Source organism: Mesorhizobium sp. WSM4841, from assembly GCF_055811515.1.
Map to the genome: position 1 here is coordinate 60,309 of NZ_JBVVQC010000017.1, position 12,372 is coordinate 72,680.

The 12,372-nt window shown below is 63.4% G+C and carries 12 protein-coding genes; 2 read left to right on the plus strand and 10 right to left on the minus strand.

Annotated features, from left to right (window positions below; genetic code table 11):
• Positions 1-53: 53 nt before the first annotated feature.
• On the plus strand, positions 54-443 hold the full coding sequence (locus AC0L14_RS20340) for a hypothetical protein (protein WP_473486265.1): 390 nt from the start codon (positions 54-56) through the stop codon (positions 441-443).
• A 76-nt stretch (positions 444-519) separates the two neighbouring features.
• Here the strand turns inward: AC0L14_RS20340 and recQ are convergent, their stop codons facing one another.
• The 9 genes from recQ to uxaC form a co-directional block, all read right to left on the minus strand.
• The gene (gene recQ / locus AC0L14_RS20345) at positions 520-2,364 is read right to left on the minus strand and encodes a DNA helicase RecQ (RefSeq protein ID WP_473750542.1); all 1,845 of its coding nucleotides are present in this window, start codon (positions 2,362-2,364) and stop codon (positions 520-522) included.
• 449 nt (positions 2,365-2,813) lie between these two features.
• Entirely contained in the window at positions 2,814-3,152 is a 339-nt protein-coding gene (locus tag AC0L14_RS20350) for a cupin domain-containing protein (protein ID WP_473525753.1), read from the minus strand.
• 21 nt (positions 3,153-3,173) lie between these two features.
• Complete coding sequence (gene kduD, locus AC0L14_RS20355; RefSeq protein ID WP_473486262.1) at positions 3,174-3,941, minus strand: 2-dehydro-3-deoxy-D-gluconate 5-dehydrogenase KduD; 768 nt, start codon at positions 3,939-3,941, stop codon at positions 3,174-3,176.
• Positions 3,938-4,795 carry a 5-dehydro-4-deoxy-D-glucuronate isomerase gene (gene kduI / locus AC0L14_RS20360; RefSeq protein ID WP_473525754.1) on the minus strand — a complete coding sequence of 286 codons (858 nt, stop codon included), beginning with the start codon at positions 4,793-4,795 and terminating at the stop codon, positions 3,938-3,940. The genes kduD and kduI overlap by 4 nt, the downstream gene beginning before the upstream one ends.
• Positions 4,796-4,815: 20 nt before the next feature.
• Positions 4,816-5,598, minus strand: coding sequence for a FadR/GntR family transcriptional regulator (locus tag AC0L14_RS20365; RefSeq protein WP_473525755.1), 783 nt, complete (start codon positions 5,596-5,598; stop codon positions 4,816-4,818).
• 9 nt (positions 5,599-5,607) lie between these two features.
• Complete coding sequence (locus tag AC0L14_RS20370) at positions 5,608-6,888, minus strand: TRAP transporter large permease (RefSeq protein WP_473525756.1); 1,281 nt, start codon at positions 6,886-6,888, stop codon at positions 5,608-5,610.
• Between the two features lie 4 nt (positions 6,889-6,892).
• Positions 6,893-7,420, minus strand: coding sequence for a TRAP transporter small permease (locus AC0L14_RS20375; protein ID WP_473525986.1), 528 nt, complete (start codon positions 7,418-7,420; stop codon positions 6,893-6,895).
• 103 nt (positions 7,421-7,523) lie between these two features.
• Entirely contained in the window at positions 7,524-8,501 is a 978-nt protein-coding gene (locus AC0L14_RS20380) for a TRAP transporter substrate-binding protein (RefSeq protein ID WP_473750543.1), read from the minus strand.
• 36 nt (positions 8,502-8,537) lie between these two features.
• On the minus strand, positions 8,538-9,947 hold the full coding sequence (uxaC, locus tag AC0L14_RS20385; protein WP_473525758.1) for a glucuronate isomerase: 1,410 nt from the start codon (positions 9,945-9,947) through the stop codon (positions 8,538-8,540).
• A 176-nt stretch (positions 9,948-10,123) separates the two neighbouring features.
• Here uxaC and AC0L14_RS20390 point away from each other — a divergent pair, with 176 nt between their 5' ends.
• Entirely contained in the window at positions 10,124-11,602 is a 1,479-nt protein-coding gene (locus AC0L14_RS20390; RefSeq protein WP_473525759.1) for a mannitol dehydrogenase family protein, read from the plus strand.
• A 319-nt stretch (positions 11,603-11,921) separates the two neighbouring features.
• On the opposite strand, the gene AC0L14_RS20395 is transcribed toward AC0L14_RS20390, so the two are convergent.
• On the minus strand, positions 11,922-12,329 hold the full coding sequence (locus tag AC0L14_RS20395) for a F0F1 ATP synthase subunit epsilon (protein ID WP_473525760.1): 408 nt from the start codon (positions 12,327-12,329) through the stop codon (positions 11,922-11,924).
• Positions 12,330-12,372 lie beyond the last annotated feature (43 nt).

The following is a 12,372-nucleotide window of genomic DNA, read 5'->3' on the forward strand; positions in this document are numbered from 1 at the left end:
TTATCTCATATGCGGATAGCGATATTCTGCCGATTCACGGGAGAGCAGCAAGCATGAAACCGGACCAGCGGGCAAGAAAATGGATCGCCAAGAAGGCCAAGCTGGGCGTGCGCAGTTACCCCGTCGGCACCATCGCCTTCTATGGCCCCGATAACCTCCGCGCCACGAAGGTGGCGGTGGGTATCGTCCCCGCCCCTCAATCCGAGGCGACGATCCTGCGTCGCTGGTTTGTCGAAACCGGCGACGTTCGGAGGAGCGATACGATCTTCGCCGAGATCGCCGCGTTGTTGCGCGGGCATGGGGTGCATTCCGTAGCGATGGTGGACGGAATTCTCGGCTGTCCGCACGAGGAGGGAATCGACTATCCGGAAGGCGGCACTTGCCCGAACTGCCCGTACTGGGCAGGGCGAGATCGTTGGACAGGCGAGCTCGGTAAGAACTGATGCCCGACAGGTGGATTCGTGGGCCATAAAAGGACACTTCATCCCGCACGGTCCATCGTCAGCGTAATGGACAACCTCAGACCGACACACCGGATTGGTGCGCAGCGATTGCGCCAAGGAATATCTCGCCGAATTCCCTGAGCTTGGCGGCGCCGACGCCGTTGACCGCGGCAAAGGCGTCGAGGTCGCGCGGGCAGCGTTCGGCCATATCGATCAATGTACGATCGGAGAAAATCACGAAGGCCGGCACCTGGCGCTCCCGGGCGAGTCGCAGTCGTACCGACTTGAGCGTGGCCAAAAGCGCGGCATCCAGGTCTTGCGTGCCCGCGGCAACGTCCGGGGTGGGACGTGTCTTGCCACGCGATGCGTGCCGCGGCGCCTCTACGCGATACCGGAACGGGACCTCGCCGCAGGCCAGCTCACGGCCCTTTTCGGCGATGGCGAGGCCGCCATGGCCGCCTGAGTCCAATGTCAGAAACCCTCCCGCGACGAGCTGGCGGACCAGGGACAGCCAGACATTCTTCTTGTGCGCCACACCGGTCCCGAAGCTGGCAAGTCTGTGGTGGTTCCTGGCCAGGACCTTCTCGGTTTCATGGCCGAGCAGAACATCGACGATTTGGGCAGCACCGAAGCGCTCGCCGGTTTGTGCGATGGCAGCGAAGACGATCCGTGCCTCCGCCTCGCCATCCGCATGCGGCGTCTGGTCAAGGCAGTTGTCGCAATTGCCGCAAGGCATTGCTGATTCGCCGAAGTAGCCAAGCAGGATCTGGCGACGGCACTGGGCCGTTTCGCAATAGCCGATCAGCGTATCGAGCCGGCCATGCGCGCGCCGTTTATGCTCCGCCGGCGCGTCCTCGTCGTCGATGAAAAGCCGCCGCATGCGGATATCGCCGAGACCGAAGAGCATATGTGCCTCGGCAGCCCGCCCGTCGCGGCCCGCGCGGCCGATTTCCTGATAATAGGCTTCGAGGCTGCCCGGCAGGTCGGTGTGGAAGACATAGGCGACGTCAGGCTTGTCGATCCCCATGCCGAAGGCAATCGTCGCCACCATCACGACGCCGGACAAGGTCATGAATGCGTTTTGATTCGCTTCACGCGCGTCCTTGCTCATGCCGGCATGATAGGCCAGGGCGCGCACGCCGTTCTTCTCGAGGAACGCCGCCATCTCTTCCGTCTTCTTGCGCGACAGGCAATAGACGATCCCGCTGCGGCCGGCATGACGCTGCACGAAGCCCAGCAATTGGCGCTTGCTGTCCTGCTTGGCCTCGATGCCAAGCTTGATGTTCGGCCGGTCGAAACCCAGCACCAGGGTTTCGACGCGCCCGGCGAACAGCTGCGCGGCGATGTCGGTGCGCGTCGCCTCGTCCGCTGTCGCCGTCAGCGCGATGATCGGCACATCAGGGAAAATGTCGCGCAGCCGCGACAACTCTTCATATTCGCGCCGGAACGCCGGGCCCCATTGGGAGATGCAATGCGCCTCGTCGACAGCGATCAGCCGGATATCGAGCCTGGCCAGCGCCTCGAGCATCCGCGCGGTCATGAGCCGCTCCGGCGCAAGATAGAGCAGGCGCGTCTGGCCTGCCGCAACGCGGCGCCATGCGGCGACATTGGCATCGCGGTCGAGCGAGGAATTGATCGTATCGGCGGCCACGCCGGCAAGACGCAATGCGGCGACCTGGTCCTGCATCAGCGCCACCAGCGGCGAAACGACAATGGTGAGCCCGCCCAAGACCAGCGCCGGGACCTGATAGCAGAGCGATTTGCCAGCGCCGGTCGGCATGATAGCCAGCACATGACGCCCGGCCAGCAGCGCCTCCGTCACAGCGTCCTGGCCGGGACGAAAATCGTCGAAGCCGAACACGTCCTTCAGGACGCGGCGCTTGGGATCCTCCGCCGGGACGCTTGCCGCCGCTACCTGCATCAGGGAATTACTATGTTCGGCGCCGCCCAAAAAGAGAGCGGGCTCAGGGACTGCGACGACATCTCCCTGTCGAATCGCCAGCTGACGGCCTTGACCTCGGATTCGAATATTCGATCACCCCTCAAATCCCGTCTCCGTCGGCGCCGTCTGAAAGAATATCTCCCTCATTGGCGGATATGGGATCGTGATTCCAGCCTCTATTCGCTTTGGCTGTGAATAACGTGTCGGCCTGGGCGCCGGTTAATCCTATCTTCACCATAATTCGGCAGGTTCAGGTTCTGCGGTGATGTTTTGAGTACCGCGGCGCACAAGCGCCCAGGCAACCCGCCCGCGTCTCTCCGGAGGCGCGGGCTTTTCGTTTGCGGGATGTGCTGGAAGGAGGCGGCGAAAACAGGCGATCCTGCTCTTCGGGCCGGACACACGCCGCAATGACCTGCGTTCGCTCGCCCTCAGTCGATAAAATCGGCGCGGTGCGGTGTAAAACTGTCGACGAGGCGGCCGGCCTCGAGCGCCTTGACGCCGTGGATCAGGTTGGAAGGGACAATGAAGCTGCTTCCCGTTTCCAGGATTTCGGTCCTGCCGTCGATGGTAACCTCGAAGCGTCCTTCGGCGATGTAGCTCGCCTGGACATGCGGGTGCGAATGCAGCGCACCGACACCGCCCTTGTCGAAACCGAACTCGACCATCATCAATTCGCCCGTGTACAGGAGCACACGCCTGCGATTGCCATCCGGGGTCGGCGTCCATGCGCCCTCGCCGGCGTGCGAAAAGATCTTCGTTCCAGTCATCGCCAAATCCTCATCATGGCCTCATCGCGCCAGCCAGCCGCCATCCACAGGCACCACCGCGCCGTGCATGTAGTTTGACGCCGGCGCCAGCAGGAAGACGGCCGCGTCGCCGATGTCTTCCGGCCCGCCCCAACGCCCGGCCGGAATGCGCGCCAGAATGGCGGCGCTGCGGTCTGGATCGGCACGCAGCGCCTCGGTGTTGTTGGTTTCGATATAGCCGGGCGCAATACCATTGACGTTGATGCCTTTCGACGCCCATTCGCAGGCGAGCAACCGGGTGATGCCGAGCACGCCGTGTTTCGAGGCGGTGTAGGAGGCGACGCGGATGCCGCCCTGGAAGCTCAGCACCGAGGCGATGTTGACGATCTTGCCGCGCCGTCCGGGATCGGCAAGCACGCGCCGGGCAAAGCACTGGCTGAGAAAAAAGACCGTCTTCAGATTGACGTCTATGACATCGTCCCAATCGGCTTCCGCCAGATCGACGGCGTCGGCGCGCCGGATGATGCCGGCATTGTTGACCAGACCGTCGAGCGGTCCGGTTTCGTCCCAGATGCGATCGAGTATCGCCTGGGCAGCGGCATGGTCGGCAAGATCACAACGCACCGCCTCGAAGCGTCCGCCCGCCGTCGCGACCTTTTCCGCCGTCTCGTCCATCGCCGAACGGCCGACGCCGACCACAGCACCGCCGGCGCGCGCGATCGACAGGGCGATGCCTTGGCCGATGCCGGTGTTGGCGCCGGTGACGAGGACGCGTTTGCCGGCCAGGCTGAAAGCAGAGAGGTCGCTCACCGCAGCTCTTCCATCGCTACCGGATCGACATCGGTGTAGTCGACATTGTCGCCGGCCATCGCCCAGATGAAGGCATAGTTGGACGTGCCGGCGCCCGAATGGATCGACCATCCCGGCGACAGCACCGCTTCTTCATTGCGCATGACGAGGTGGCGAGTCTCGTCCGGTTCGCCCATGAAATGGAACACGCGCGCCGCCTCCGGCAGGTCGAAGTAAAGGTAAGCCTCCATGCGCCGGTCATGCACATGGCACGGCATGGTGTTCCAGACCGAGCCTGACGCAAGCTGGGTCATGCCGACGACGAGCTGACAGGTTTTCACGCCTCCGGCATGGACGAACTGAAAGATCGAGCGCTCGTTGCAGGTCGCCTGGCTGCCGAGGTCGAGCCGGTTGGCATCGCCGATGCGGATCAGCTGGCTGGGATGGCTCTGATGCGCCGGTGCGCTGAGCAGATAGAACTTGGCCGGCTCGGCTGGATCGACTGAGGCGAACGACACCTCATTGGTGCCCATGCCGAGATACAGCATGTCGCGCGGCTGCAGCTCGTAGGACTGGCCGCCGGCTTTCACGATGCCGGCGCCACCGATATTGACGGCGATCATTTCGCGGCGATCGAGAAAGTTCTTTGTCCCGGTCGGCTTGATCGCCTCCAGTGGCAGCGGCGTGCCCGCGGGCATGGCGCCGCCGACGATCATGCGGTCGTAATGGGTATAGGTCAGGCCGATGCGGCCGAGCTGGAACAGGCCTTCGATCAGGAAATTGTGACGGAGCTCGTCCGTCCCCATCGCCGCGGCGGTAACAGGGTCGATGGCGAAGCGCGAGGTGAAGTCCGTGTGGTTTTCAGTGTGATTCATTGCTGTCCCATTGGGCTGCCTCATTGATCATTCGGTGCCGCGGCCTTGACCGAATCGGCATAAAAAATCTGACGTGCATGCAGGCGCTCGCGATAGCGCTGCTGGCTGGCGGTGAGATGGGCGCGCATGGCTTCGCGCGCGGCCTCGGCATCGCCTGTCATAATGGCGTTCAGGATCACCAGATGCTCGCCTTGCAGCCCACGCTGGTAGACGTCGGATTGGGCGAGCTCGGTGGACCACGGCGATGTCACGTCGCAAGGAATGGCGCGCCGGCCAAGCACGTCGAGCATCTCGACATAGAACGGATTGTTGGTGGCGCTGGCGATCGCGCGGTGGAAGGCAAGGTCGGCCGGACCTGTCGGCTCGCTGTTCAACAGCAGCCGCTCGAACTCGAAAAACGCTTCCTGGATCGCTGCTTCCTGCGCGGCGTTGCGACGGATAGCGGCCAGCCCGGCGGATTCGATCTCGATCGCCAGGCGCACCTCGAGCACGTTGAGCGCGATCGAATCCTTGCTGCCCATGTCCGCGGCCAGCGTGCCGAACATCGTCGAGATATGCTCGGTGACGAAGACCCCGGCGCCCTGGCGCGGTTCGACCAGACCGTCGGCGGCAAGCTTGGCCAGCGCTTCGCGGATGACGGTGCGGCTGACCCCGAAGGTTTCGGTCAGCTGACCCTCGGTCGGCAGCTTTTGACCCGGCTGGATCCCGCCAGCCTGCAACTGCTTGCGGATCGCCGCGACCACGGTCTCCGACAGCTTGGGCTTGCGTTCGACCTTGAGGCTGGTCGCCATATCCGATGCCATTGCCAACCCCTATTTGAAGACACTCGGCAACCATAGCGAGATGGCCGGAATGTAGGTGACGAGCCCCAGCACCACGAGGCCTGCCCCATAGAATGGCCAGATCGAGCGCATCGCTTCCCAGACGGATATCTTGCCCACTGCGCACGCCACGAACTGCACTGCGCCCACTGGCGGCGTGTTTAGCCCGATGCCGAAGTTGAGGATCATGATGACGCCGAAATGCACCGGATCGACGCCGTAGGCCTGCGCCACGGGCAGGAAGATCGGCGTGCAGATGATGATCGTCGGCCCCATGTCCATGAACGTGCCAAGGAACAGCATCAAGATGTTGAGCAGGAGAAGCACGACCAGCGGATCTTCCGAGATCGCGTTCATGGAGGCTATGAGCGCTGCCGGCACTTTCAGGAAGGCCATCAACCACGAGAACGCCGCCGCCATGCCGATGATGAGCAGCACCATGGCCGTGGTGCGCACGGCACCATGGGTGGCATGAACGAAACCTTCCCAAGTCATCTGCCGGTAAACCAGGACAGTAACGAGCAACGCATAGATGACGGCGATGCAGGAACTCTCGGTGGCCGTGAAAACGCCCGATCGCACGCCGCCGAAGATAATCGCGATCAGCAGCAGGCCGGGCACCGCGACAGCGAAGAGATGCGCGACTGCGGCGAAGCCCGGAAACGGCTCGGTCGGATAGACGCGGGAGCGCGCCACGAAATAGGCGGTGATCATCAGTGCCAAGGCCAATAGCAGGCCCGGGATGATGCCGGCCGTGAACAGGTCGGCGATGGAGATCTTTCCGCCTGCCGAGATCGAGTAGATGATCATATTGTGCGACGGCGGCAAGAGCAACGCGATCAGCGCCGCCATCGAGGTGACGTTGACGGCGTAATCCGCTCCATATCCACGCGCCTTCATCTGCGGGATCATCAAGCCGCCGACCGCCGCTGCCTCCGCCACCGCGGAGCCTGAAATGCCGCCGAACAGCGTAGCGGTCGCGATGTTGACCTGCCCGAGGCCGCCACGCATGTGGCCGACGAGAGAGCCGGCGAAGGCAACAATCTTGCTGGCGATGCCGCCGCGCACCATCAAGTCGCCGGCGTAGATGAAAAACGGAACGGCCAGCAGCGAAAAGACGCTCATGCCGGAATTCAGGCGCTGGAACACGATGAGCGGCGGCAGGCCCATGTAGAGGACGGTGGCAAAGCTTGCGACGCCGAGGCAGAAGGCGATCGGCGTGCCGATAAGCATCAGAACGGTGAAGACGCCGAAGAGTATCCAGAGTTCCATGGCGTCAGACCTTCACGTTCGCTGTGTCGAGTTCGGCTGCGACTTCGGCCGGCGGCAGTTCATCGAGCGCATCGTCGATCGGCGCACCGGAAAGGCGAAGCACGATGCGCTCCAGCGTGAAGAGCACGATTAGCGCGCCTCCCGCGACAAGTGGGACGTAGTCCCAGCCCCCCGATATGCCTAGCGACGGCAAGGTGGCGCCCCAGGTCAATGCGACCAGCTGGCTGCCATACCAGATCATGCCGATGCCGAAGGCGAGCGCGACGAGGTCCGAGATCATCCTCAGCCAACGCTTGCCGCCTTTCGGCAGAACGTAGAGCAGGACGTCGAAGCCGAGGTGATAGTTCTCGCGCACCCCGACGGCGGCGCCGAGGAAAATGAACCAGCTCATCAGCATCACCGAACCCTGCTCGGTCCAGCTCGGCGAGCGGTTCAGAACATAACGGCCGAACACCTGCCAGGCGACGAAGGCGGTCATCAGCACCAGCCCGATGCCGGCGATCCACAGCGCCGCCGTGCTGATGCGCGACATCACCCGCGCGATGCCGGACAGGGGCGGTCTCTGTTCTGAGCTGGAGGTCACCGGTTCTCTCCGCAAGAGGATGGCGGCGCGGAATGCCCGCGCCGCCGCTTGATCACTGCACGGCCTTGATGGCCTCGACCATCGCCTTCAGCTTGTCGTCCTTGACGTGCTTTTCGTAGATCGGGCCCATCGCGTCGATGAAGGGCTGCTTGTCCGGCGTCGTGATCTGCGAACCGGCCGCTTCGACCTTGGCACGCGATTCCTTGACCTTGGCGGCCCACAGCTCACGTTGCTTGGCGACGCTTTCCTTGGCGGCCGCCCTGAAGATCGCCTGGTCTTCCGGCGTCAGCTTGTCCCAGCTCGACTTCGCCATGACGAAGGCTTCCGGCACCATCGTGTGCTCGTCGAGCGAATAGAACTTGGCGACTTCCGCATGCTTGGCGGTGTCGTAGCTCGGAAAATTGTTCTCCGCACCGTCGATGACCCCGGTCTCGATCGCCGAATACACCTCGCCATACGGCATCGGCGTCGCGTTGGCGCCGAGTGCCGCCACCATGTCGACGAAGATGTCGGACTGGATGACGCGGAATTTCATGCCGGCCATGTCGGCTACAGAGTTGATCGGCTTCTTCGAATTGTAGAAGGAGCGCGCGCCGCCGTCATAAAAGGCGAGCAGCACCAGCCCGACCTGTTCGAACGCCGCCGCGATCTGATCGCCGACCGCTCCGTCCATGACCTCGTGCATATGGTCTTCCGAGCGGAAGATGTAGGGCAGCGAGGGCACGGTGGTTTCGGGGATGAGCCCGTTGAACGGCGCCATCGAGACGCGGTTGAGGTCGATCACGCCGGAGCGCACCTGCTCGATCGTGTCCTTTTCCTCGCCGAGCTGCGCGGAATGATAGACATCGACCGAATAGCGGCCGGCCGTGCGCTCCTTCACAAGCTCGCCAAAATATTTGACCGCCTCGACCGTCGGATAGCCGTCCGGGTGCGTGTCGGACGAGCGCAGAACCGTCTGGGCGCTTGCCGCTCCGGCCATCAGTGCGGCGGCAAGTAGCGTAGCTCCCGCCAGTCTAGAAAAATGCAGCATTGGTTTCCTCCCGTTGAACGATGGCGGTAAGCGCCGTTAGATCCGGTACGCCTTTTTTGCGAGCGTATAGGCAAGTTCCTGCGCCAGTTCGTGCGCCTCGTCCTCGCGGAGCCGGTGCTCGGCGACGAGACGCGCAAGAAAGGCGCAATCGACCCGACGCGCCACATCGTGGCGAGCCGGGATGGATGGAAAGGCGCGGGTGTCGTCATTGAAGCCGACGGTGTTGTAGAAGCCTGCTGTTTCGGTGGTCATCTCGCGGAACCGGCGCATGCCCTCCGGGCTGTCGTGGAACCACCAGGCCGGCCCGATCTTCAGTGCCGGGTAGACGCCGGCGAGCGGCGCCAGTTCGCGCGCATAGCTGGTCTCGTCGAGCGTGAAGAGGATGATGGTAAGGTCGCGCTCCAGACCGACGCAATCGAGCAGCGGCTTCAGCGCCGTCACATAGTCGGTTCTGGTCGGGATATCGAAACCCTTGTCTCTGCCGAATTTCTGGAAGACGGAAGGCGAATGATTGCGCCAGGAGCCGGGATGTATCTGCAGGACCAGCCCGTCGTCGCGGCTCATCTTAGCCATTTCGGTCAGCATCTGGGCGCGAAACAGTTTTCGCTCACGCTCGTCGTCCGAGCCTCGGCGGATGCGGTTGAACAGTTCCTGCGCGGCGGCATCCGACAGATTGGCGGTCTCAGCTGTCGGATGGCCGTGATCCGACGCGGTCGCGCCGAAACTTTTGAAGAAGGCCCTTCTTTGGCGATGCGCATCGAGATAGCCGGCCCAGGTGCCGGTGTCGCAGCCGGTGATGTCGCCGAGCCGATCGAGATTGGCCGAAAAGCCTTCGAAATCGGGATCGACGATGGCGTCCGGCCGATAGGCGGTGACGACGCGGCCCTCCCAGCCGCTGTCGCGGATCATCTGGTGCCATCTGAGATCGTCGAGCGCGCCTTCGGTCGTCGCAATGACCTCAATGTTGAAGCGCTCGAACAGCGCTCGCGGGCGAAAATTCTCCCACTGCAGCAAGGTCGAGATCGTGTCGTAATGGCGGTCGGCGGTTGCGGTCGTCAGCGGCTCTTCGATGCCGAACAGATGGGCAAGCACATGATCGAACCACAGCCGCGTCGGTGTGCCGCGGAACAGATAATAGTGCTCGGCGAAGCGCCGCCAGATCGTCCTGCCGTCGGTCTCCACCGGTGAGTCGTCGAGCGTTGGCACACCAAGGTCCTCGAGCCGGACGCCCTGGCTGAACAGCATACGGAAGATGTAATGGTCCGGCACAACAAGCAATTGCGCCGGATCGGGAAATGCCTCGTTGAGCGCATACCAGCGCGGATCGGTGTGACCGTGCGGGCTGACGATCGGCAGATCCTTGACAGCTGCGTAGAGATCACGGGCAAGCGAACGCGGATGCGCCTCCGAGGGAAACAGCAAATCCGGATCGGTCAATGCGGCCACGTCGTTCCTCCCAACCTGGCCATCGGTAGGATCGGAAGGAAATAATGTCAACATACAAAAAATAGATTGTTGTATGATGACTTTAACGCAACGTCAGCCCATTGTGCGGGAACGAAACGGATGTTACGCCGCATGCCGGCCACGCCCGGCACGAGCTCGATCAGACCCATCGCACGATGACAGACAGACGCCTTTCCAACAGCACGCGGCAGGCATTGCCGGCCTCGGTCGCAGTCCCCGGATACGACCGCAACCGCGTCGTACCCGGCATCGTCCATCTCGGCGTCGGCGCATTCCACCGCGCCCATCAGGCAGCCTATGTCGACGACTGCCTGGCGGCGGGAGAGACGGATTGGGGCATTGTCGGCGTCTCGCTGCGCAGCGCCGACACACGCGACGCGCTGGCTCCGCAGGACGGGCTCTACACGCTGGCGGTCAGGAGCAGCGACAGCGAAAGCCTGCGCGTCGTCGGCTCGATCCTGTCGATGCTGGTGGCCCCGGAAGATCCGGGCGCGGTGCTGGCCGCGCTGTCTGACCCGCGCACCTCCATCGTCACGCTGACGATCACCGAAAAAGCCTATCTCAGGGTGGCGGGTGGCGGACTGGACACAGCCCATCCCGACATCGTCCACGATTTGGCCAACCCGCAAATGCCGCGAACGGCGCATGGTTTTCTGGCCGAATCGCTTGCGCGCCGCCGTGCCGCCGGTATCCAGCCATTCACCCTGCTGTGCTGCGACAATCTCCCCGCCAACGGCGCCACGCTGCACCGGCTGTTGGTCGAATTCGCCGCTTTGCGCGGCACCGATCTCGCCCGCCATATCGCCGACGAGGTGGCGTTTCCGTCGAGCATGGTGGATCGCATCGTGCCGGCGACCACCGATGCCGACCGGGCACGGATATCAGGCCAGCTCGGCGTCGAGGACGCCTGGCCTGTCATGACCGAACCGTTCTGCCAATGGGTGGTCGAAGACGATTTCCCGGCGGGCAGGCCGGCCTGGGAAAGGTTCGGCGTCACCATGGTCGGTGATGTCGGGCCGTTCGAGGACATGAAGCTGCGCCTGCTCAACGGCTCGCATTCGGCGATCGCCTATCTTGGCCTGCTCAGTGGCCATGAGACGGTCGACCGCGCCTTCGCCGATCCGGCGATCCGGCAATTCGTCGACGGATTGTGGGCCGAGGCGATCACGACGCTGCCGAAGGACGCCGGGCTCGACACGGCCGACTACACGGCCCAACTCGCCAAGCGCTATTCGAACACCGCGCTCGCCCATCGGACGGCGCAGATCGCCAATGATGGCAGCCAGAAACTGCCCCAGCGCATCGTTGCCTCGGCCATGGAGCGGATGAGTGCCGGTGCCCCGCCCGCCTATCTGATGCTGGTGGTAGCCGCCTGGATCGCCGCTTGCGAGACGCGCGGCAAATCCTTGCCGGAAAGCCACTTCACCGACCCGCTCGACTTGGCCCTGGCCGCACTCGACACTCGGCATCTGTCGGCTGACGAAGCGGTGGCGGCGGTGTTCGACCTGGCCGGCTTCGCCAAGGGCGGTGCTGAGCGCCTGACGCTGATCGACCTCGCGGCCGCGCATCTCGAACGCCTGCGGCAGGGAGGTGTGGCTGCTGCTTTCACAGCGCTGGGCATTGCGAGCGAATGACTGTTGGGCGGACCTGACACTAATCCGGATCAGGGCTAAGGCGATGCAGAAACTTTGACGTTGGCGGGGCGCGCCCTCTGTCCTGCCGGACATCTCCCCCACAGGTGGGGAGATTAGCCGTCACTACGGCTTTCGCCAATCGCCAACGTCGCTGAGCGAGCGCCAGCGGCGAAGCTACCAATCTCCCCCCAAGTGGGGGAGATGTCCGGCAGGACAGAGGGGGCGCGAAGGATCGCTGCAGAACACTCATTCTGCGCGACCAATGGCATGTATCCCAAGAGCTGCTCTCCGCCTGGAATGGGTAGGGATACCCTGCCCTCTAGGCCGGCAGGACCGCGCCTTCGAGTGTGGTGAGTTGGCTAAGGAACTGCTCGGCCTTGCTGCGCGTCTGGTCGTCCTTGGCGTCGGCGACGTCTTCCCTGGCTTCCTGGATACGGCGGGCCAGGTCGGCGCGGTCGATGTCGCCGACGGCTACCGCCGATTCTGCCAGCAGCGTGCAGCCCGCCGGAACAATGTCGGCAAAGCCGCCGAACACCACGTAGCGCTCTGCCTTGCCTTCCGCGGTCTTCACCGTGACGACGCCGGGCTTGATCGTGGTCATGACCGGCGCGTGATGGGCCATGACGGTCATTTCGCCTTCGGCGCCCGGAATGACGACGGCTTCTACCTGCTCGGAAACCAGCAGGCGCTCCGGCGAGACCAGTTCGAATTTGAAAGATTCAGGCATGATCTATTTAGTGAGTGGTCAATAGTGAATAGTAAGTAGTGAA

Excerpts from the sequence above, each read along its gene's own strand:
- AC0L14_RS20365 (WP_473525755.1), bottom strand. The coding sequence starts at position 5,598 with ATGGCATCGGATATGGCGACCAGCCTCAAGGTCGAACGCAAGCCCAAG.
- AC0L14_RS20390 (WP_473525759.1), top strand. The coding sequence starts at position 10,124 with ATGACAGACAGACGCCTTTCCAACAGCACGCGGCAGGCATTGCCGGCC.
- AC0L14_RS20370 (WP_473525756.1), bottom strand. The coding sequence starts at position 6,888 with ATGGAACTCTGGATACTCTTCGGCGTCTTCACCGTTCTGATGCTTATC.
- AC0L14_RS20380 (WP_473750543.1), bottom strand. The coding sequence starts at position 8,501 with ATGCTGCATTTTTCTAGACTGGCGGGAGCTACGCTACTTGCCGCCGCA.
- AC0L14_RS20375 (WP_473525986.1), bottom strand. The coding sequence starts at position 7,420 with ATGTCGCGCATCAGCACGGCGGCGCTGTGGATCGCCGGCATCGGGCTG.
- AC0L14_RS20395 (WP_473525760.1), bottom strand. The coding sequence starts at position 12,329 with ATGCCTGAATCTTTCAAATTCGAACTGGTCTCGCCGGAGCGCCTGCTG.
- recQ (WP_473750542.1), bottom strand. The coding sequence starts at position 2,364 with ATGCAGGTAGCGGCGGCAAGCGTCCCGGCGGAGGATCCCAAGCGCCGC.
- AC0L14_RS20350 (WP_473525753.1), bottom strand. The coding sequence starts at position 3,152 with ATGACTGGAACGAAGATCTTTTCGCACGCCGGCGAGGGCGCATGGACG.
- kduI (WP_473525754.1), bottom strand. The coding sequence starts at position 4,795 with ATGAATCACACTGAAAACCACACGGACTTCACCTCGCGCTTCGCCATC.
- AC0L14_RS20340 (WP_473486265.1), top strand. The coding sequence starts at position 54 with ATGAAACCGGACCAGCGGGCAAGAAAATGGATCGCCAAGAAGGCCAAG.